This is a genomic window from Sphingobium sp. HWE2-09 (assembly GCF_035989265.1).
Classification (GTDB): domain Bacteria; phylum Pseudomonadota; class Alphaproteobacteria; order Sphingomonadales; family Sphingomonadaceae; genus Sphingobium.
Genome location: NZ_JAYKZX010000003.1, coordinates 2358584 through 2378736 on the forward strand (window position 1 = coordinate 2358584; position 20153 = coordinate 2378736).

The 20153-nt window shown below is 64.8% G+C and carries 23 protein-coding genes, 1 pseudogene and 1 CRISPR repeat array (1 of these 25 cut by a window edge); of the genes and pseudogenes, 13 read left to right on the top strand and 11 right to left on the bottom strand.

From position 1 onward, the window contains the following. Nucleotides 1–2262: direct repeats of the CRISPR family, unit length 36 nt; unit sequence ATCATAACCGCTCAGAGATCGCGGTCCAGCGGCAAC; it begins 148 nt to the left of the window's first position. 118 nt (nt 2263–2380) lie between these two features. Both lgt and U5A89_RS16930 read left to right on the top strand, forming a co-directional pair. Beyond that, a complete protein-coding gene (lgt, locus tag U5A89_RS16925) occupies nt 2381–3247 on the top strand; it encodes a prolipoprotein diacylglyceryl transferase (RefSeq protein WP_338162214.1) in 867 nt (288 codons plus the stop codon). Continuing rightward, nucleotides 3237–4304, top strand: a complete 1068-nt coding sequence (locus U5A89_RS16930; protein ID WP_338162215.1) for a class I SAM-dependent methyltransferase — start codon at nt 3237–3239, stop codon at nt 4302–4304. The genes lgt and U5A89_RS16930 overlap by 11 nt, the downstream gene beginning before the upstream one ends. On the opposite strand, the gene gmk is transcribed toward U5A89_RS16930, so the two are convergent. Beyond that, complete coding sequence (gene gmk / locus U5A89_RS16935) at nt 4301–4966, bottom strand: guanylate kinase (RefSeq protein WP_338162216.1); 666 nt, start codon at nt 4964–4966, stop codon at nt 4301–4303. The two genes, U5A89_RS16930 and gmk, sit on opposite strands and share 4 nt — an antisense overlap. A gap of 54 nt (nt 4967–5020) precedes the next feature. Here gmk and U5A89_RS16940 point away from each other — a divergent pair, with 54 nt between their 5' ends. Beyond that, the gene (locus tag U5A89_RS16940; protein WP_338162217.1) at nt 5021–5590 is read left to right on the top strand and encodes a DUF2585 domain-containing protein; all 570 of its coding nucleotides are present in this window, start codon (nt 5021–5023) and stop codon (nt 5588–5590) included. On the opposite strand, the gene U5A89_RS16945 is transcribed toward U5A89_RS16940, so the two are convergent. The 3 genes from U5A89_RS16945 to U5A89_RS16955 form a co-directional block, all read right to left on the bottom strand. Next, the gene (locus tag U5A89_RS16945; protein ID WP_338162218.1) at nt 5587–5934 is read right to left on the bottom strand and encodes a hypothetical protein; all 348 of its coding nucleotides are present in this window, start codon (nt 5932–5934) and stop codon (nt 5587–5589) included. The two genes, U5A89_RS16940 and U5A89_RS16945, sit on opposite strands and share 4 nt — an antisense overlap. Before the next feature lie 48 nt (nt 5935–5982). After that, nucleotides 5983–7371: a class II fumarate hydratase gene (gene fumC / locus U5A89_RS16950; protein ID WP_338162219.1), complete on the bottom strand. Its 1389-nt coding sequence runs from the start codon at nt 7369–7371 to the stop codon at nt 5983–5985. A 98-nt stretch (nt 7372–7469) separates the two neighbouring features. After that, a complete protein-coding gene (locus tag U5A89_RS16955; RefSeq protein WP_338162220.1) occupies nt 7470–7946 on the bottom strand; it encodes an SspB family protein in 477 nt (158 codons plus the stop codon). Nucleotides 7947–8055: 109 nt separating this feature from the next. Between U5A89_RS16955 and hisB the strand changes: the two genes are divergently transcribed. The 7 genes from hisB (at nt 8056) to U5A89_RS16990 (ending at nt 12133) form a co-directional block, all read left to right on the top strand. Further along, complete coding sequence (gene hisB / locus U5A89_RS16960; protein WP_338162221.1) at nt 8056–8643, top strand: imidazoleglycerol-phosphate dehydratase HisB; 588 nt, start codon at nt 8056–8058, stop codon at nt 8641–8643. A gap of 21 nt (nt 8644–8664) precedes the next feature. After that, complete coding sequence (locus tag U5A89_RS16965) at nt 8665–8949, top strand: YciI family protein (protein ID WP_338162222.1); 285 nt, start codon at nt 8665–8667, stop codon at nt 8947–8949. Continuing rightward, nucleotides 8946–9557: an imidazole glycerol phosphate synthase subunit HisH gene (hisH, locus tag U5A89_RS16970; RefSeq protein ID WP_338162223.1), complete on the top strand. Its 612-nt coding sequence runs from the start codon at nt 8946–8948 to the stop codon at nt 9555–9557. Before U5A89_RS16965 ends, hisH begins: the two co-directional genes overlap by 4 nt. Before the next feature lie 105 nt (nt 9558–9662). Then, nucleotides 9663–10400: a 1-(5-phosphoribosyl)-5-[(5-phosphoribosylamino)methylideneamino]imidazole-4-carboxamide isomerase gene (gene hisA, locus U5A89_RS16975; protein WP_338162224.1), complete on the top strand. Its 738-nt coding sequence runs from the start codon at nt 9663–9665 to the stop codon at nt 10398–10400. A 148-nt stretch (nt 10401–10548) separates the two neighbouring features. After that, the gene (hisF, locus tag U5A89_RS16980) at nt 10549–11313 is read left to right on the top strand and encodes an imidazole glycerol phosphate synthase subunit HisF (RefSeq protein WP_338162225.1); all 765 of its coding nucleotides are present in this window, start codon (nt 10549–10551) and stop codon (nt 11311–11313) included. A gap of 175 nt (nt 11314–11488) precedes the next feature. Beyond that, the gene (locus tag U5A89_RS16985; RefSeq protein ID WP_338162226.1) at nt 11489–11773 is read left to right on the top strand and encodes a PEP-CTERM sorting domain-containing protein; all 285 of its coding nucleotides are present in this window, start codon (nt 11489–11491) and stop codon (nt 11771–11773) included. A gap of 39 nt (nt 11774–11812) precedes the next feature. Further along, nucleotides 11813–12133: a phosphoribosyl-ATP diphosphatase gene (locus tag U5A89_RS16990; RefSeq protein ID WP_338162227.1), complete on the top strand. Its 321-nt coding sequence runs from the start codon at nt 11813–11815 to the stop codon at nt 12131–12133. Nucleotides 12134–12162: 29 nt separating this feature from the next. Here U5A89_RS16990 and U5A89_RS16995 read toward each other — a convergent pair whose 3' ends face one another. Next, nucleotides 12163–13059 carry a histone deacetylase family protein gene (locus tag U5A89_RS16995; RefSeq protein WP_338162228.1) on the bottom strand — a complete coding sequence of 299 codons (897 nt, stop codon included), beginning with the start codon at nt 13057–13059 and terminating at the stop codon, nt 12163–12165. A gap of 57 nt (nt 13060–13116) precedes the next feature. Between U5A89_RS16995 and U5A89_RS17000 the strand changes: the two genes are divergently transcribed. The 3 genes from U5A89_RS17000 to U5A89_RS17010 are packed head-to-tail and all read left to right on the top strand — an operon-like array spanning nt 13117 to nt 15623. Further along, nucleotides 13117–14565: a L,D-transpeptidase family protein gene (locus U5A89_RS17000; protein ID WP_338162229.1), complete on the top strand. Its 1449-nt coding sequence runs from the start codon at nt 13117–13119 to the stop codon at nt 14563–14565. Nucleotides 14566–14568: 3 nt separating this feature from the next. After that, nucleotides 14569–14883 (top strand): hypothetical protein, encoded by a 315-nt coding sequence (locus tag U5A89_RS17005; protein WP_338162230.1) that lies wholly within the window; start codon nt 14569–14571, stop codon nt 14881–14883. 53 nt (nt 14884–14936) lie between these two features. Beyond that, nucleotides 14937–15623 (top strand): murein L,D-transpeptidase catalytic domain family protein, encoded by a 687-nt coding sequence (locus tag U5A89_RS17010; RefSeq protein ID WP_338162231.1) that lies wholly within the window; start codon nt 14937–14939, stop codon nt 15621–15623. Nucleotides 15624–15729: 106 nt separating this feature from the next. Here the strand turns inward: U5A89_RS17010 and U5A89_RS17015 are convergent, their stop codons facing one another. The 6 genes and pseudogenes from U5A89_RS17015 to crcB form a co-directional block, all read right to left on the bottom strand. Beyond that, nucleotides 15730–16518: a hypothetical protein gene (locus tag U5A89_RS17015; RefSeq protein WP_338162232.1), complete on the bottom strand. Its 789-nt coding sequence runs from the start codon at nt 16516–16518 to the stop codon at nt 15730–15732. Between the two features lie 98 nt (nt 16519–16616). Further along, the gene (locus tag U5A89_RS17020) at nt 16617–17312 is read right to left on the bottom strand and encodes an ATP12 family chaperone protein (RefSeq protein ID WP_338162233.1); all 696 of its coding nucleotides are present in this window, start codon (nt 17310–17312) and stop codon (nt 16617–16619) included. After that, entirely contained in the window at nt 17309–17572 is a 264-nt protein-coding gene (locus U5A89_RS17025; protein WP_338162234.1) for a hypothetical protein, read from the bottom strand. The genes U5A89_RS17020 and U5A89_RS17025 overlap by 4 nt, the downstream gene beginning before the upstream one ends. Continuing rightward, entirely contained in the window at nt 17569–18228 is a 660-nt protein-coding gene (locus tag U5A89_RS17030) for an HAD-IA family hydrolase (protein WP_338162235.1), read from the bottom strand. Before U5A89_RS17030 ends, U5A89_RS17025 begins: the two co-directional genes overlap by 4 nt. A 22-nt stretch (nt 18229–18250) precedes the next feature. Further along, nucleotides 18251–19667, bottom strand: a pseudogene (locus tag U5A89_RS17035) (RluA family pseudouridine synthase). After that, a complete protein-coding gene (crcB, locus tag U5A89_RS17040; RefSeq protein ID WP_338162236.1) occupies nt 19664–20050 on the bottom strand; it encodes a fluoride efflux transporter CrcB in 387 nt (128 codons plus the stop codon). Before crcB ends, U5A89_RS17035 begins: the two are co-directional and overlap by 4 nt. Between the last annotated feature and the right edge of the window lie 103 nt (nt 20051–20153).

The following is a 20153-nucleotide window of genomic DNA, read 5'->3' on the forward strand; positions in this document are numbered from 1 at the left end:
GATCGCGGTCCAGCGGCAACGCAATTTTGACGTAGGCGGTGGCCGTCTTCATCATAACCGCTCAGAGATCGCGGTCCAGCGGCAACAGCTTTTCCTTGAACCAGTTGGCGACCGAAATCATAACCGCTCAGAGATCGCGGTCCAGCGGCAACCGTCCTGGTCGCCACCCTTCGCCGCTGCCGATCATAACCGCTCAGAGATCGCGGTCCAGCGGCAACCAACGCGTGTTTGCAGGGTCTAGTCGCTCGATCATAACCGCTCAGAGATCGCGGTCCAGCGGCAACGTTAGCCAAACGGAATGGCGTTAGAGCATAATCATAACCGCTCAGAGATCGCGGTCCAGCGGCAACCGCAAGACGCCGCGCTATTTCAAGCCGGTCATCATAACCGCTCAGAGATCGCGGTCCAGCGGCAACCCGCCTTTCGAGCAGCTGGCGCGCGCGAAAATCATAACCGCTCAGAGATCGCGGTCCAGCGGCAACGCGCTCTACGTTGTAAAACGGCGAAAATTCATCATAACCGCTCAGAGATCGCGGTCCAGCGGCAACCCCACGGTCGATGCATTGGCCTTGTTGTTGATCATAACCGCTCAGAGATCGCGGTCCAGCGGCAACAAGCGCAGGCATTGCCATGCGATGGTGCTGATCATAACCGCTCAGAGATCGCGGTCCAGCGGCAACCATGCGACGCGAAGATCTGCGCGAACTGCGATCATAACCGCTCAGAGATCGCGGTCCAGCGGCAACACCGCCGTGGACTTGGCCATGGATGGCAAGATCATAACCGCTCAGAGATCGCGGTCCAGCGGCAACGCATCCGTTGGCGGCTTCACGCTGCGCGAAATCATAACCGCTCAGAGATCGCGGTCCAGCGGCAACATGAGTGTCATCCGCACCATCATCAACAGTATCATAACCGCTCAGAGATCGCGGTCCAGCGGCAACCTGCGCCCGCGATGCCGCCTCGCGCCGGGCATCATAACCGCTCAGAGATCGCGGTCCAGCGGCAACAGTGTCGAGCCGCCATATCGGTTCGCCCCAATCATAACCGCTCAGAGATCGCGGTCCAGCGGCAACCGACAAAGGCGACGGTCATAGAGCCATATTATCATAACCGCTCAGAGATCGCGGTCCAGCGGCAACTGCGAGCTTGCCGATCAGTAACGTGCCAACATCATAACCGCTCAGAGATCGCGGTCCAGCGGCAACCTAATGTTCCATTGGCGGAGGCGACGCAGAATCATAACCGCTCAGAGATCGCGGTCCAGCGGCAACCCGGTTGCGCGCTAGCCTTGGCGAAGATGAATCATAACCGCTCAGAGATCGCGGTCCAGCGGCAACCGTGGCAATCGCGAGCGATGGCGATGATTTATCATAACCGCTCAGAGATCGCGGTCCAGCGGCAACCCGTTATGCCGCCTAATCCTGTGCTGTAGAATCATAACCGCTCAGAGATCGCGGTCCAGCGGCAACCGTGACCGTCTCGTCGTCTACTTCCTCATTATCATAACCGCTCAGAGATCGCGGTCCAGCGGCAACTGCGCCGTCTCTATGCGCGCATTTCTGCCGATCATAACCGCTCAGAGATCGCGGTCCAGCGGCAACACGCGAGATGATGGCGCTCGGCGAAGAGATATCATAACCGCTCAGAGATCGCGGTCCAGCGGCAACGCCAGGCGCGCAGCGACGCGGCCCCCGGGTATCATAACCGCTCAGAGATCGCGGTCCAGCGGCAACCGGTTGCACCAACTGAGAGCATCATCGTCATCATAACCGCTCAGAGATCGCGGTCCAGCGGCAACTATGTCCCGGCGTGCTTCACCCGGCGATGCGATCATAACCGCTCAGAGATCGCGGTCCAGCGGCAACACTGGCAGCAACTAACCATCGCGGCGCATATCATAACCGCTCAGAGATCGCGGTCCAGCGGCAACTCACCCCAAGAGCCGCAACTGTATTGGATATCATAACCGCTCAGAGATCGCGGTCCAGCGGCAACCTCGCCATCCTTGGCGAAGGCGACGATCGAATCATAACCGCTCAGAGATCGCGGTCCAGCGGCAACGACACATGGTTCGGGTTCACGCGCCGGGCGATCATAACCGCTCAGAGATCGCGGTCCAACGGCAACTGTGCAATCGAGCAGAGCGCGGTGACACGCATCATAACCGCTCAGAGATCGCGGTCCAGCGGCAACTCCCTGTGACGTGATCCAGTTGGCGGCGTGATCATAACCGCTCAGAGATCGCGGTCCAGCGGCAACACCAGACGCAGCCGTTCCTGACCATCGCTGATCATAACCGCTCCGATATCGCCTTCCCCCTTCATCTTCCCCCTCGCTTGTTCTATGCCCGCAATCCAATTCCCAAGGGGACGTCGTTTTGATCCTGGACCTTGCCGCCGCCGCTTCGGGCGCCATTCGCTTTGAAGATCTGGGGCTGGACCCCGTTGCCCTCAATCTGGGCTTCTTCACGCTGAAATGGTACAGCCTTGCCTATCTGGCGGGTATCCTGATCGGCTATTGGTATCTGCTCAAACTGGTCGCCCAGCCCGGATCGCCGATGGGGCGTCGCCATGCCGACGACATGATCTTCTATGCGACGCTGGGCATCATCATCGGTGGGCGGCTGGCCTATGTGATCTTTTACCAGCCTGAAATCCTCAGCCATCCGCTCGACATCTTCAAATTGTGGAATGGCGGCATGTCTTTCCATGGCGGGGCGGTGGGCGTGTCGCTGGGCATTCTCTACATGGCGTGGAAGGAGAAGCTCAGCTGGTTGCGCATCCATGACTATGTCGCCTGCGTGGTGCCGTTCGGGCTGTTCTTTGGGCGTCTCGCCAATTTCGTGAACGGGGAGTTGTGGGGCAAGGAAACCGACGTGCCCTGGGCGATCATCTTCCCGACCGGCGGCCCCTACCCCCGGCACCCCAGCCAGTTGTACGAAGCCGGGCTGGAGGGGATCGTCCTGTTCCTCATCCTGGCCTTCGCCTTCTGGAAGACCCGTGCGCGGTATAAGCCGGGCATGCTGGTCGGCATATTCCTGCTGGGCTATGGCTGCTTCCGCTTTGGCGTGGAATATGTCCGAGAAGCCGACGCGCAGTTGATGGAGTTCGCCGCGCGGACCGGCCTGCATATGGGACAATGGCTGTGCGTGCCGATGATCCTGGGCGGCCTCTATCTGATCGGCACCGCCGGTCGGCGTCGCGTGCGGGTGGAGCCGATCGCGGGCAGCGCCAGTGTCGGCTGAACCGGTCGCGCTGGCCGATCGGCTGGCGCGACAGATCGCGTCGGGCGGGCCGATTTCGGTCGCCCATTATATCGCCGAAGCGAACCAGCATTATTATGCCACCCGCGATCCGCTGGGCGCGGAGGGCGACTTTACGACGGCGCCGGAAATCAGCCAGATGTTCGGCGAACTGGTAGGGCTGGCCCTCGCCGACATCTGGATGCGGTCGGGTCGCCGCCCCGATCCGGCCTATGTCGAACTTGGCCCCGGTCGAGGCACATTGGCGGCGGATGCGTTGCGGGCGATGGAGCGGGCCGCGCTCGCGCCGAAAATGCATCTGGTCGAAACCAGCCCGACTTTACGCGAGCGGCAGAGCGCCATGCTGCCCCATGTTGTCCATCATGACACGATCGACAGCCTGCCCGACACCGGCCCGCTGCTGGTGGTCGCCAACGAATTTTTCGACGCCCTGCCCGTCCGCCAGTGCATCCGCGTCGGCGACGAATGGCGTGAGCGGGTCGTCGTCAGTCGAGAGGCGGCGGGCCGCTTCCTGCCCGTACCCGGATACCGCCGCATCGAATCCGGGCTGCCGTCCTTTGCCGTGGATGCGCCCGAAGGCGCGATCCTGGAATCGCCGATCGTCGGCGCGGGCATCGCCTATGCGCTGGCCCATCGTATCGCCAAGCAGGGCGGCGCGGCGATCATCATCGATTATGGCTATGAAGGCCCGGCGCTGGGCGACACGTTGCAGGCGGTCAGGGCGCACCAGTTCGCCGACCCTTTCACCGATCCGGGCGAGGTGGACCTGACCACCCATGTCGATTTCACGATATTGGGCAATATGGCGCGGCAGGCGGGATTGCGGGTGCATGGGCCGGTCGGCCAAGGCGATTATCTGCGCCAGCTGGGCATCGAGGCGCGTGCCGACCAGCTGGCCCGCACCGCCCCGGCCCGCGCCGCAGAGGTGGAGGCCGCACGCCATCGCCTGACCGACGGTGCGGAGATGGGGATGTTATTCAAGGCGATGGCCTGGACCCATCCCGACTGGGCGGACCCGGCGGGGTTTGAACGGACTTAATCGTCCTGGTGATAGCGGCCGAGTTTGCGGATGAAGCCGATCAGGCCGGTCTGGCGGCTGCGCTTCATGCGTTCGGCGTGCAGGATGGTTTGCACGCGTTCGAAACAATCCTGCGCATCGACATTGCACAGCACATAGTCATAGCCGTCCCAATGGGCGATCTCGCCCGCGGCGCGCGCCATGCGGCCTTCGATGACTTCGTTGCTGTCGGTGCCCCGCCCGCGCAGGCGGCGTTCCAGTTCTTCCATGGAAGGCGGCAGGATGAAGATGCGGACGACGTCGCCCCCGGCGATCTGGTGCAACTGCTGCGCGCCCTGCCAGTCGATGTCGAACAAGACGTCCTTGCCGGATTTCAGCATCGCTTCGACCGGCGCGCGCGGCGTGCCGTAGCGCTGGCCGAAGACATGCGCCCATTCCAGAAATTCATGGTCCGCCGTCATCCGGCGAAATTCTTCCAGATCGACGAAATGATAATCCTTGCCGTCGACTTCGCCCGGCCGCATCGGCCGCGTGGTCGCGGACACCGACATGGACAGGTCCGGTTCGGCCGCCAGCAATTTGCGCGCGATGGTGGATTTGCCCGCGCCCGATGGCGATGACAGGACGAAAAGAACGCCCCGCCGCTTGAAATCGGGAGTCTCTGAAGAAATGGTGTCGGCCATGGCCGCTAGTGGCGCGTAGGACGCGCTTTTGCAAGAGGGCGGTGGGGAGAAGCGATGCGACGCAGACACAAGGCCAACTGGCGCGGCTTCATCGTCGCCGCGCTGATCGCGTTGGGAGCCGGCATCCTACTGTTCCTGATGCACCGGCCACCCATCTGCACCTACGGCCGGGTGGAACTGTGGCACGGGGCGCTGGACAGCGGGAACAGCCAGCATATCGCCGACTGGTACAGCCTGAGCCATGTGATCCATGGCTTCCTGTTTTACGCAGGCGCGCGGCTGTTGTTGCGCGGGCGGCCGATCGGGCCGCGGCTGGCGCTGGCGGTGTTGGTCGAATTGGCTTGGGAGATATTGGAGAACTCGCCGATCATCATCGACCGCTATCGCACGGCGACGATCGCGCTGGGCTATTCGGGCGACACGATCGTCAATTCGATGAGCGATATCGGCATGATGACGCTGGGCTTTGCCTTTGCCGCCCGCGCGCCTGTGTGGGTCACGGTGACGCTCGCCATCGCGCTGGAACTTGTGGCGCTGGCGGTGATCCGCGACAATCTGACGCTCAATATATTGATGCTGGCCTGGCCGATCGACGCGGTGCGCGACTGGCAAGCGGCGCTTTAGATATTGCCGACCTTGCGCGCGCTTTCGATCGGGATCGGCTCGCCGCTCTTGTCGGGCAGCAGCTTGAGGCTCTTCTTGCGATCCGCCTCCTTCTTGGCTTCAAACAGCTTGCCCGCCATATAGGCGCCGGTAACAAACAAGGCGCCGGCGGGATAGCGCATGATCACCCGCTTCACGCCCGCGCCCGCGATCAGGCCAAAGACGCCCTTCTTGCCCGTTGCCGCCGCGACCCGCGCGGCGACCACGGTCGCGCCGACACGCGCGGCTTTTCGCAACAGGCCCGCCTTTTTCGGCGGACGGATCGTCACCAGCGGGGCGGAGGGGGTGAGGGCTTTTTTCTTCATACAGGGTTAATGTATCGAAGCCCCGCCGGTTCCGCCAGAGGCACCCGATCACACCATATTTTCAGGCCGCACCAGCCGATCGAAGGTCGCTTCGTCCACAAGCCCCAGTTCCAGGCCCGCTTCCTTCAACGTCTGCCCCGACTTGTGGGCATGCTTGGCAATCGCGGCGGCATTGTCATAGCCGATTTCGGGCGCGAGCGCGGTGACCAGCATCAGCGAGCGATCGACCAGATCGGCGATGCGCGCTTCATTTGCCACCAGGCCTTCGACGCAGCGTTCGGCGAAACTTTCCATGCCGACGCTGAGCAGATGGATCGAGCGCAACACATTGGCCCCGATCAGCGGCATGAAGACGTTCAGTTCGAAATGTCCCTGCATGCCCCCGATCGTCACCGCCTGCGCATTGCCGATCACCTGCGCGGCCACCATCGTGAGCGATTCGCACTGGGTCGGGTTGACCTTACCCGGCATGATCGAGCTGCCCGGTTCGTTGGCGGGCAGGTCCAGTTCGCCCAGCCCCGATCGCGGCCCCGACCCCAGGAAACGGATATCGTTGGCGATCTTGGTCAGCGAAACCGCTAGCGTGCTCAAGGCGCCCGCGAAGAAGACGAGGCCGTCCTTGGCGGCGAGCTGTTCGAACTTGTTAGGCGCGCTTTCGAAGTCCGTGCCGACGATGTCGCTGATCGCCGCGACCATATCCTCCGCCCAGCCTTCGGGCGCGTTGAGACCAGTGCCCACCGCCGTGCCGCCGATCGCCAGCTTACGGATATTGCCGTTCAGCGCCCCTTCGATCCGCGCCCGCGCGCTCACCAGTTGCGCGGCATAGCCCGAAAATTCCTGACCTAGCGTCAGCGGCGTCGCATCCTGCGTATGGGTGCGGCCGATCTTGACGATATGGCCCCAGGCCTGCGCCTTGACGGTCAAAGCGCCGGTCAGTTTTTCGAGGGCGGGGATCAGCCGGTCGCGGGTCGCAATGACGGTCGCGACATGCAGCGCGGTCGGGAAGCTGTCGTTGGACGACTGGCTCATATTCACATGGTCGTTGGGATGGACCGGGCTTTTGCCGCCGCGCGTGCCCGCCAGTTGCGCATTAGCGAAACCGGCGATCACTTCGTTGACGTTCATGTTGGTCTGGGTGCCCGACCCGGTCTGCCAGATGACGAGGGGGAATTGATCGTCCAGCGCGCCCGACACGATCTGCTGCGCGGCATCCTCGATCGCGGCAACCAGTGTGGCGTCCAGACCATGCTTGCCATTCACCCGCGCCGCCGCCTGCTTCACGATCGCCTGGGCATGGACGATGCCGATCGGCATCCGTTCCGGCTCACCGAACGGGAAATTCTCGACACTCCGCTGCGTCTGCGCGCCCCAATAGGCGGCGGCTGGCACCTCTATGGCGCCGATACTGTCGGTTTCGGTGCGGGTGGCAGCGGGCATGAATAGAGTCTCCATTTGAGAAGGAATCTCAAGAGACTGTCATGTAAGGCGGGGCTGCAAAATTCCAATGACCAACGGCCTGACCTGCCCCGCCGCCCTTACTTCTTCTTCCCGAAATCCACCGTCACCACGTTCGAACCGTCTTCGCTCGTCACCTGCGGCGCGTCATTCTCTGCCGCGTCGTGGGGTTCGGGGAGTTCGTCCGCCGCGACCTGGAACTGGAGCGCGAAATTGACGGCCGGGTCCACGAAGGCGGTGATCGCGCTGAAGGGGATGTTGAGGTGGGCGGCGACCTGGTTGAAGGTCAGGCTGACTTCGAAATGATGGTCGCTGACCTTCAAATCCCAATATTTATTCTGGAGGACGATGGTCATTTCGTCCGGGAAGCGCTCGATCAGGCTGCGGGGGATGTCCACGCCGGGCGCCTGGGTCTTGAAGGTGATGTAGAAATGATGCGCGCCGGGGAGGCCGCCGGACTGTTGCACCTCTCCCAACACGCGGCCGACGACCGCGCGCAGGGCTTCCTGCACGATTTCGTCATAGGGAATCAGGCTGTCAGGCAGGTCTTCGCTCATGGCGCAATGTCCTAACGGCCCGAAACATGCGGTCAACCCCTGCAAGCGGATTGCACGCGCCGATTGCATGGCAGATTGCATGACGGGCGCTACACGCTATAGGGCGGCCATGCGCACGGCCGAGATTCACCGCAACACGGCGGAAACCCAGATCGACGTCACCGTCAACCTCGACGGGACTGGCCTCTATACGGTGTCGACGGGCATCGGCTTTCTGGATCATATGATCGAGCAGTTGTCGCGCCATTCGCTGATCGACATGACCGTCAAGACGGTCGGCGACCTGCATATCGACCAGCATCACACGACCGAGGATACCGCGATCGCGATCGGCGAGGCGCTGGGCAAGGCGCTGGGCGACAAGCGCGGGATCAGCCGGTACGGCAGCGTCTATTCGCCGATGGACGAGACGCTGAGCCGCGTCGCGCTCGACATTTCCGGCCGTCCCTGGCTGGTGTGCAAGCTGCCCTTCACCGTCACCAAGATTGGCGAATGGGACACGGAGATGGTGGAGCATTTCTTCCACAGCTTCGCGCAGGCGGCCGGGATCACGCTGCATATCGAGCTGATCTATGGCAGCAACAACCACCATATCGTCGAAAGCGCGTTCAAGGGGCTGGCCCGCGCGCTGCGGCAGGCGGTGGAGATCGACCCGCGCAAGGCGGACGCGATCCCGTCCACCAAGGGCATGTTGTAAAAGGCAGGAAAGGTCGGACCCATGTTCATCGTGTCGCTGCACTATATCGTCGATCTGCCCACCGTGGATTCACATATGGACGCACATGTGGCGTGGTTGAAGGCAGGACTGGCCGACGGGTGGCTGCTGGTCGCGGGGCGCAAGGTGCCGCGTGACGGCGGCATATTGATCGCCCGGGGCGAAAAGGCCGACATCGAAGCGAAGGTGGCGACCGATCCGTTCGTGCTGAACGGCGTGGCGGAGGTGACGCTGACGCAGTTCAATCCCAGCTTCGTTGCGGATGGCTTGGACGTTCTGAAAACATGATCGCGCTGATCGACTATGGCGCGGGCAATCTGCATTCGGTGCATAATGCGCTGCGCAAGGCGGGCGCGGAGGATGTGACGATCACAGCCGACGCCGATGTCGTGGCGAAGGCCGACCGGATCGTGCTGCCGGGCGTGGGCGCGTTTCGCGCGTGCCGCGATGCGCTGGTGGCGATCCCCGGCATGGTGGATGCGATGACGCAGGCGGTGAATGCGCGCGGCGTGCCGTTCCTGGGCGTGTGCGTGGGGATGCAGTTGCTGGCGAACGCGGGCGAAGAATTCGGGCGACATGCGGGGCTGGGCTGGATCCCGGGCACCGTGCGGCTGATCGAACCGGACGACGCGGCGGTGAAGGTGCCACATATGGGGTGGAACGATGTCGTGCTGAACGGCGCGCCGCCCCTGATCGAAGCGGGCGAGGCCTATTTCCTGCACAGCTATCATTTCGAAGCGGCCGACCCCGCCCATGTCGCTGCGACGACCGATCATGGCGGGCCGCTGGTCGCCGCAGTCGCGCGCGACACGATCATCGGCTGCCAGTTCCACCCGGAAAAGAGCCAGCGTTACGGGCTGGCTTTTCTGGCGCGGTTTCTGGACTGGAAGCCGTGATCGCACCCGTCCGTGTTCCCGCGCAGGCGGGAATCCAGTCCCGCCGTTTGAACTGGGTTCCCGCCTGCGCGGGAACACGCTACCCTATTATTGTCTGGTGAACTCATGTCTCTGATCGTCTTTCCCGCCATCGACCTTAAAAACGGGCAGGTCGTGCGCCTCGCAGAGGGCGATATGGACCGCGCCACCGTCTATGGCGACGATCCCGCCGCGCAGGCCGTGCTGTTCGCCGATGCGGGCGCGCAGCATCTCCATGTGGTCGATCTGGACGGCAGTTTTGCAGGTCGGGCGGTCAATGCCGAAGCGGTCGAGGCGATCGTGGCTGCCTTTCCCGGCCATGTGCAGCTGGGCGGCGGCATCCGCAATCGCGAAGCCGTGGAGCGCTGGTTTGACCTGGGCGTATCGCGCATCGTCATCGGCACGGCGGCACTGAAAGACCCGGCCTTCGTCAAGGCGGCGGCGCGCGACTTTCCCGGCGGCATCGTCGTCGCGGTCGATGCGCGCGACGGCTTCGTCGCGACCGATGGCTGGGCAGAAAAAAGCGATATGCCGGTCATTGACCTGGCCCGCCGGTTCGAGGATGCGGGCGTTGCGTCGCTGCTCTTCACTGATGTCGGCCGGGATGGGATGCTCAAAGGCTGCAATATCGACGCGACCGTCGATCTTGCCCGCGCCACCGCCATCCCGGTGATCGCCAGCGGTGGCGTGGCGGGGATCGCTGACATCCGCATCCTGAGCCTGCATACCGAGGATGGGGTCGAGGGCGTGATCACCGGGCGCGCTTTGTATGATGGGCGGCTGGACCTGAAGACCGCGCTGGCGGTGGCGCAGGCGGCGGCGTGATGGGTGCAAGTCTTTTCCTCCCCGGCACGGGGAGGGGGACCATGCGCAGCATGGTGGAGGGGGCAAGCCCCTCGCGCATCGCCATGAGGCTAACCCCCTTCACCACCGGCTCCGCCGGCGGTCCCCCTCCCCTGGCAGGGGAGGAAGGATGACCGTCCGTACCCGCGTCATCCCCTGTCTCGACGTCGCCAATGGCCGGGTGGTCAAGGGCGTCAATTTCGTGGACCTCAAAGACGCCGGCGATCCGGTGGAGCAGGCGAAACTCTATGATGCGGCGGGGGCGGACGAGCTCTGCTTCCTGGACATCACCGCCACGCATGAGGCGCGGGGGACGATATTGGACGTGGTGCGGCGCACTGCCGAAGTCTGCTTCATGCCGGTCACCGTGGGCGGCGGGGTGCGTACGCCGGAGGATGCGCGCGCACTGCTGCTGGCGGGGGCGGACAAGGTGGCGGTCAACAGCGCAGCAGTCGCGCGGCCCGAACTGGTCGCCGACATCGCCGATCGCTTCGGCAGCCAGTGCATCGTCGGATCGGTCGATGCGCGCAAAGTGGGCGAGAGCCGCTGGGAGATTTTCACCCATGGCGGGCGCAAGCCGACCGGGATCGATGCGTTGGAGCATGCGCTGCGGCTTGCGGAACTGGGCGCGGGCGAACTGCTCGTCACCTCAATGGACGGGGACGGCACCAAGCAGGGCTATGATCTAGCGCTGACCCGGACGATCGCCGACGCCGTATCCGTGCCAGTGATCGCCAGCGGCGGTGTCGGCACGCTCGGCCACTTGGTCGAGGGCGTGGTGCAGGGTCATGCCAGCGCCGTTCTGGCCGCGTCCATATTTCATTTCGGTCAACACACCATTGCCGAAGCGCATCAGGCGCTGGCCGCCGCAAACATCTCCGTTCGTCGCCACTGAGGCACGGAAAAGCGCCGGAATGTCGGGTTAATTGACATTAACCATATCCGGCCCGTTAAGCATGTTTCGACCGATAGCGGAAAAGCGTCGTTTGGCCGAACTGGCACATAAACTGCTTAGGAGGAGACAGGGTCGTTTCACACGATAAGTGTCTTTTCCAAACGGGGTGAGAAATATGAAAATCAGCAAACTTCTTCTGGTCGCGGGGTCGGCCAGCCTGATGGGTCTGGCAACGCCGGCACCTGCCAACGCCACCTTCTGGTGCTGGTTCGGCAAGTGCGGTGGGTCGTCCAGCGGTGGCAACACGAGCACGGGTGGCAACACCAGCACGGGCGGCGCGCCCAGTTCTTCGGGTGGTACGCCGACGCCGGTGCCGGAACCCGAACAGATGGCGCTGTTCGGCATGGGCGCGGCCGTATTGGCCGGTCGCATGTTCTTTGCGGGCCGCAAGCGCAAATAATCGATTGACGGGTCGCGCGCGCGGCGCTTGATGGCGGCCATGCGCGCGACCCTTCAAACCTTAGAACAGACCATCCGCCAGCGGCGGAGCGCCGACCCGTCGGCCTCCTATGTCGCCAAGCTGACCGCCAGGGGCCGCGCCAAGATCGCGCAGAAGGTCGGCGAAGAAGCGGTGGAAACGGTGATCGCCGCCATGGCGGACGATCGCGCCGAGGTTATCGGCGAAAGCGCCGACCTGCTGTTCCACCTAATGCTGCTGCTGGCCGACATGGACGTGCCGCTGGACGCCGTGCTGGACGAACTGGACCGGCGCGAAGGCGTGTCGGGCATCGCCGAGAAGGCCGCGCGTCCGCTGGACTGAGTTCCCCCTGGAACGCCCTCCATCTATTATCACCCTGCCTCCTGCGCCATCCTGATCATGCAGGCGGCGTGACGGTGGGCGATCGCCATCCGGTCGTCACCATAGCCGCCGCCCATGGTGCTGGCGACCGGCACGCCGCGGCCGCGCGCCTGGCGCATCACATAGCGGTCGCGCGCGTCCAGTCCGGCGTCGGTCAGGGCCAGTCGGCCGAGCCTGTCATCGCCATGGGTATCGACCCCCGCCTGGTAAAGGATGAGGTCGGGCGCGAAATCATTCAGCACGCGGGGCAATATGTCGGAAAGCGTCGCCAGATAGGCCGTGTCATCCGTGCCGTCGTCCAGCCCGATATCCAGCGTCGAGCGCGCCTTGCGCACCGGGAAATTCTTTTCCGCGTGGATCGACAGGGTGAAGATATCGGACCGCCCGGCCAGCAGCGACGCGGTGCCATCTCCCTGATGCACGTCGAGGTCGAGGATCAGGATGCGCGCCGCGTCCCCCTCCGCCACCAGCCGGTTCGCGGCGATGGCAAGGTCGTTGAACACGCAATAGCCAGCGCCCGTGTCGGCCAGCGCATGATGGCTGCCGCCCGCCGCATTGGCGGCATAGCCATGGATCATGGCGAGTTTCGCCGCCGCCCATGTGCCGCCGGGCGACAATATAGACCGGCGCATCACCCGTTCCGTAACGGGAAAGCCGATCCGCCGCGCCTTTTCCGGCGGGACCGACAGGGTCAGCACTTCATCGACATAGGCCGGATCATGCACCGCATCGATCCAGTGTCGCGTGATGGGTTGCGGCTCGATCACCTGCATGTCCACGCCGGTTTCGCGCAAGGCATCCATCACCAGGCCATATTTGTCGAAACGAAATCGGCTGCCAGCTGTTGCAGGGGAGACATAGGCGGGATGGTGAACAACGTGCAGCATGATCTTTTCCCGCTATCGCGATTTGAACCGTGGCGGCTTTGCGCTATCTGGTCCAGCATGAACCGTCCCGACATGATCCGTATCCCGCTGCTGACGCTCGCCAGCGTCGCTGCGCTGCCGCTCGCCGCGCAGACCCCGCCACCCATTATCGCGCCGACGCTGCCTGCGCCGACGGTGCAGCCGGTGCCCCTGCCACCGCCGCCCGTGCCGATCCCGGCGCTGTCCCCGGCGCAGGAGGCCTGGGCCAATGACTGGCTGAAGAACGGCGCGGCGCAGGGGCTGATGGCACGGCAGAAGGCAAGCGGTCCGCTGCGCGGCGACGCGCTGGTCGGCGCCCTGCTCGACCGCGCCAAGGCGCTCAGCACCGGCCGGGTCGATACTGCCGACTTCCTGCAGATCTGGGCGTTGCGCCCCGCCGCCTTCGATCCCCGCCCCGGCCTCGCCAAGGCGGTGAGCGAGGATCGGCTGGCGCAATGGTCCACGGGGCTGACGCCGCCCTGGTCGGGCTATGACACGCTGCGCAAGGGGCTGGCTCGCTATGAGGCGATCCGCGACAAGGGCGGCTGGCCGACGCTGACCGCGTCCAGTGCGCCCGACGTGGTACGCGCGCGCATCGCGCTGGAAGACCCCGCCGTCACGCCGAACGAGAAGCTGGTCGATGTGATCCAGCGCGCCCAACGCCGCTATGGTCTGGAACCTACCGGCCAGCTTGGCGCACGCACGTTGGAAGCGCTCAATGTCGGGGTGGACGATCGCATCGCCGCGATCATGGCGAATATGGAGCGGTGGCGCTGGATGCCGCGCAGCCTGCCGGTCAATCGCGTGCAGGTGAACATCGCCGCCGCCGTGCTGACCGTATTCGAAGGCGACCAGCCGGTCAGTTCGATGCGCGCCGTCACCGGCAGCCCGGACAACCAGACCCCGATGCTGACGTCCAGCATCCATTCGATCGTGGTCAATCCGCCGTGGAACGTGCCGATGTCGATCGCCAAGCGGGAATTATTCCCCAAGGGACGGGCGGCGCTGGCACGGCAGGGCTACAAGATCGTCAAGACGCCCGAAGGCGGCGAACGGATCGTCCAGCCGGCCGGACCGGGCAGCGCGCTGGGGCGGTTGAAGTTCGATTTCAACAATCCCTTCGCCGTCTATCTGCACGACACGCCGTCGCGCGGAAAATTCTCCAGCTATGACCGGCTCGCCAGCCATGGTTGCATCCGCTTGGAAAAGCCGGTGGCGCTGGCCGAACTGATGGTCGCCGCCGACCCCAATCTGAACGGCCAGATCCAGACGCTGATCGATGAAGGCAAGACCCAGCGGGTGTCGCTGCCCAGTCAGGTGGCGGTCTATCTGCTCTATTGGACGGCGTTCGCTGGCAATAACGGCACGGTCAGCTTCCGCGCCGATCCTTATGGCTGGGACAAGCTGCTCGCGCAGAAGATCGAGGCGTCGAGCCGCCGGGTCGATCCCACCGCCGCCCCCTCCCCCGCTATCGCCTTGAAGGACTGATCCATGCGTAAGATTGCTTTTGCCGCCCTTGCTGGCGCGCTCATCCTCTCCGCCTGCGGCAAGAAAGAAGAGGAAGCGCCGACCGTCACCAACGAACTGGTCGAGCCGCCGGTCGAGAATGTAGACGTGCCGGAACCCGAAGCGCCGCTGCCCGAGCTACAGAATAATGCCGTCGCGACTCCAGCCGCGCCGCCCCCATCCGTATCGGAACAGCAGCAGATTCAGGATGATGCCGAAGCGACGGGGATGACGTCGCGCCTGCCCGAAGGCGGCGAACAGAGCCAGCCAGCGGACGGGACGAGCACCACCGGCGAGTGAAGGCCATCGCCCCGGGCTTGGACCGGGGCAGCAGCTTTGCTATATGGCGACCTATGGATCGCCGCAATTTTACGAAGCTCGCTTTAAGCGGACTCGCCTTTTCGTTTCTGTCGGACAGCATGGGTCGCGCCGCGCTCTCCTCGACCGGACCTGAACCCCTGAGTCCGACGCCGGTTCCCCCGCCCCCCACCGTCCCCGCGACGCCCGCATCGGTGGCGCAGAAACCCTATGCCGCTCTGCTGGAGCGCGCAAAGGCGGCGCTGGACCATCATGCCGACGCCTTCGCGCTGCGTGACCGGCTGGCAATCGTGGATTTCGATGCACCGTCGAAAAATGCGCGAATGCATATCGTCGATCTGATCGGCGGGCAGACCAGCAGCTATCTCGTCTCCCACGGGCGCGGGTCCGATCCGGCGCATTCGGGCTGGCTGCACAGCTTTTCCAACGAGTTCAATTCGCTCGCCAGTTCATCGGGCGCGTTCAAGACGGGCGACATGTATTTCGGCCAGCATGGCCGGTCGATGCGCCTGCTGGGCCTCGACCCGCAGAACAATAATGCCGAATCGCGCGCGATCGTCATCCATGGCGCCGATTATGTGAGCGAGGACCATGTGGCTGCCTGGGGCAAATGCGGCCGGTCCGAAGGCTGCTTCGCGGTGGCTCCGCATATCGTGCCGCAAGTGCTGGGCCTGCTGGGGCCGGGGCGGATGCTGTACGCCGACAAGATCGGCAATGGGTAAGTCCGGAAGGTCCGCCCTTCGCCCGGGATGCCAGCCTTCGCTGGCATGACGATGTGGGCATGGCCTAGATATTGTCCCGGCCGCTTCATTTTCTAACGTTTTCGCCTTACCCCTCGGTCGCCGCTGTCCCGGTCATCGTGTCGATCGACACTTTGTTGGTCGCGTCGATTGTGCCGTCGGCGATCATCGTCTTGCCCATGTCGATCGCTTCGTCGCGAATGCCTTCCTGGGTGGTGGTCTGGCTGGAGCCGACGAGGGCGGAGAGCAGGACGTTCTTGGACGCGGCGTCGCCGGGTTGGTCCGCGACCGTCTGGCGCGCCACAGTCAGGGCTTCTTCGAAAAAGGGATCGGCGCCGCCGCGATCATGGTCGCGCAGATTCTGGTTGCCCAGCGCGATCAGGATGCCCGCCAATATGTTGCGGCTGGGGACATCGGTGGGCTTAACCGCTACCACCTTGCGCCAATGCGGCACGGCTTCGGCGTAAAGGGCGATCAGCTTGTCGCTCTGCCCCAGCGCGCCATAGGCTGCCGCATCGGCAAAGAGCGCGTTGGCGAGGAAATTGACATTGTCGCCCTTGGCCGGATCAGCCTCCACCGCGGTGCGGATGGCGGGGATCGCGGCGTCATATTTGGAAACGGCGGTGGCGTTGTCGCCCTTTTGCTGGGCGGTCTGGCCAGCGGTGAAATCGGTCACCGCCTTGTTGAACGCCTTGATTTCCGCGGAGGTGAGTTCGCGGGCTTCCGGCGCGGGGGCGGCCGGGGCAGCCTCCTCAACAGGCGCGGCTTCGGGCGGCGGGGCGTCCGGCGTCGCCTGCTGCGCCAGTGCCGGGGATGCCAGCGCGGCGGACAGAGCCAGCAGCGCCGTCAGGACAGGTTTTGCGAACGTCGGGGCCAAATATGGTCTCCTTGGTCAGGAAGCGGGATAGCGGCCGGGCATAGCAAGACCGTTCTGGCGGCAGAATGAACGAAGTAGCGTCCCGGTTCCGCTACCGTCTAACGACGGCTGAGCGTGCAAAAGACGCCCGCCATGGCAAAATCGGCGGCGCGCTGGGCGCTGCGGGTGGCGGCCAGGCTATCTTCGCCCCATTGTTCGACCTGCCAGGCTTCGTCGATCTCGGCCGCTTGCCAGACCTGGGTCAGGTCGTGGCCGCCCTCCACCACGGCAAGTGCACAGACCAAAGAGCCGCTGAGCGTCACCAGCGTCGACAGGCAGACGAGCGTGAAGGGATCGAGCGCCTTAACCGCCGCGCCCAGCCGGGCCAGCGTCTGTTCGGGCTGCGGCACCGGGAGGACGCCCCGCGTCACGACGAAGGTCACGTCGTAGCGCGCCCGCGCCCAGTCCAGCAGCGGTTCCCACGCCGCCGCCTGCCGCGCGACCAAGGTTTCCGGCCCGACGGCGCGATAGCAGAGCAGGTCGGACTCGGCGTAGCGCGCGATGCCATCGGCAAAGGGTGCGGGTTTGGGCGCGACATGGTCGATCGCAGCATTGGCAAGGCCGGTCATCGGCATGGTCGCGGGATCGATCGTCTCGCCCTGCACCCGCCATTCCTGCGCGATCGCGCCGGCCAGGGCAGAGGTCGGCAACGACAGCGGCGCACGCGCGGGCGTGCGCACCGGGCGGTCGTCCAGCCGGATGGCGAAGCCGCCGTCTTCCGCGACGACGGTCACGTCGGTGTAGAAACGCTTCATTGCGGCGGCTTCGTGCGGAACAGCGCCAGCAGCAGGCGCGGCACGACGATGAACTGGAACAGGCCGGTGACGACCATGATCGCGCCGAACGCCTTGGCGCTGTTGCCCTGCACCCAGGAAAAGCGCTGCATGATGGCGACGAAGCCGAACATGACGATGAACGCGCCCGACAGGCGGAACAGGCCGATGGCGAAATGGCGTTGGCGCGCGACCGAATCGGGATCGGGCTTTGGCGGGGGAGAGGGCGGCAGGTCGGTCATGGCGCGTCGATATGGCGGCGCAATTGCGCGCTGTCCATCGCCACCGCATGGGCGCCCGCTGCGACCAGCTCGCGCGGCGGATGATAGCCCCAGGCGACGCCGATGCTGCGCACCCCGGCGGCCCGCCCCATGGCGATGTCGAAACTGGTGTCGCCGATCATCACTGTGGTTTCGGGCTCGGCCCCCGCCTCCGCTATGGCGGTGTGGAGCATCGAGGGATGCGGCTTGGACGGATGACGGTCAGCGGTCTGGAGCGTCACGAACCGGTCGATAATGCCATGATGGGTGAGGCAGAGCGCAAGACCGCGATCAGACTTGCCGGTCGCGACGCCCAACAGCCATCCGGCCGCGTCCAGATCCGCCACCAGATCGGCAATGCCGGGATAGAGCGGTTCCTGTACGCCCTGTTCGCGGCGCATCGCCTGGAACGCCAGCTTGTAGCGATCGGCCAGATGATCGTGAAAGTCCGCTTCCGCATCCGGCAGCAACCGCGCCATCGCGACGGGCAGCGACAGGCCGACCGCCGACAGGATCGCCAGCCGATCGGGCGGGGGCAGTTGCACATCCTCGAACGCGCGGACCATGGCGGCGCATATGCCATGCTGGCTATCGACCAGCGTGCCGTCGCAATCGAAGACAACGAGGCGGTTGCTCATGGCCCCTTCACCACCGTCGGCATCATTCGTCGCGGCCGCCACCCCGCGACCGACGTTCGCCCTTACGCTCCTTGCGCACCTGCTTGGCATGTTGCCGGGCGAATTTCTTTTCATCCTCGCGGGTCGGGGTGCGGTCGATCTCATCGTCCAGCAGCATGTCGCCGAGGCTGAGGTCGAAGCCCATGTCGGACAGGCTATTGGCGAAGTGCGGCGGCAAGTCCGCCTTCACGTCCACCCGACCGCCATCGGGATGATCGACGCGGATGCGGCGCGCATGCAGGTGCATCTTGCGGCTGATCGATCCGGTCAGGAAGCTGTCCTTCCCGCCATATTTGCCGTCGCCCACGATCGGATGGCCGATCGCGGCCAGATGGACGCGCAACTGATGCGTGCGGCCGGTATAGGGTTGCAGTTCGACCCAGGCGGCGCGGTTGCCGGCGCGTTCGATCACGCGGTAACGGGTGCGGGCGGGCATCCCTTCGGCTTCATCGACATGCATCTTCTCGCCACCGGTGCCCGGCTGCTTGGCGAGCGGCAGTTCGATCATCCCGTCGTTGATCGACGGCACGCCGATCACCAGCGCCCAATAGACTTTGCGCGCGGTGCGGCTGGAGAAGGTCTTGGCGAAATGGGCGGCCGAGCGGCTGGACCGGGCAAGCAGCAGCGCGCCAGACGTGTCCTTGTCCAGCCGATGGACCAGCTTGGGCCGCGCGTCCGCATCAAACAGCAGCGCGTCGAGCAGTTTGTCGACATGCTCGTCCGTCTTGGTGCCCCCCTGCGTGGCGAGGCCGGGCGGCTTGTTGATGACGATCGCCTGATCGTCCCGGTGGATCACCATCTCCTGCGCATAAGCAATCTCATCCGGGGTCAGATCGATCACGCGGACGCGCTTGACGCGTTCGGGCGCGTCGGGCTTCGCTTCGGCGGGGGACGCGGATCGTCTGCCCCTCCACCACGCGGTCGCCCGGCGCGGCGCGCGCGCCGTCGATGCGCAACTGGCCGGTGCGCGACCAGCGCGACACGATGTTGAAGCCGACATCGGGCAGATGCCGCTGGAACCAGCGATCGAGGCGGATGCCGTCATCGTCCGCCGCCACGCGGAACTGGCGCACGTCGAGCGAGACACCCTTGGGCGCGCTCGATTTGGCGGCGACGGGCTTGGCCGCGGCGGCAGGTGCGGCCTTGGCTGCGGCGGGCGCGGCGGATTTGGTCCGGGGCTTGAAGGGGGGCTTGCCACCCTCCCCCTTGCGCGCGGTCGCCGCCTTCGCGCCGCCACGGGCGCGGCCAGGCGCGCCGCCCGGCTTCTTGTCGCCAAAGCGCTTGTCGCCGGAACGCTTGTCCGCTGGCTTGCCGGTGGCGGCGCGGCCTGCGGGCTTGCCGTCGCGCGGGCCTTTGCCGCTGGCGCCAGCGCCGGGCCTGGCGGGAGGACGCCCCTTCATGCCGCGACACTCCGCATGATCGTCAGGCCCAAAGCCAGCGCCGCGACCGCGCCGATCACCGAGGCGAGCGCATAGCCGCTTGCCAGTGCCACGTCGCCACGCTGGATCATCAACATGGTTTCCAGGCTGAAGGCGGAAAAGGTGGTGAAGCCGCCCAGCACGCCGACGCCCAGCAACAGGCGGATCGGTTCACCCGCCACCGCGCTGCCGCGCGCCAGCCATCCGGCGAGCAGGCCCATGGCGAAACCGCCGATCAGATTGGCGGCAAAGGTGCCCCAGGGCCAGGCGGTGCCGGGCGCGATCTGCCCGGCGAAACGCCCCAATTGATAGCGCAAGGCGGCGCCCACGGCGCCGCCGCCCATCACGAGAAAGATATTGGTCATGAAAGCCGCCCTATAGCGATTCCGTCAAAGGGGAAAGCGCGCAATAGCGGGCGTGGTTGCTGGCGAAACAACGCCATTGCCCTTCGCGCCAGGCGGGCTAGTC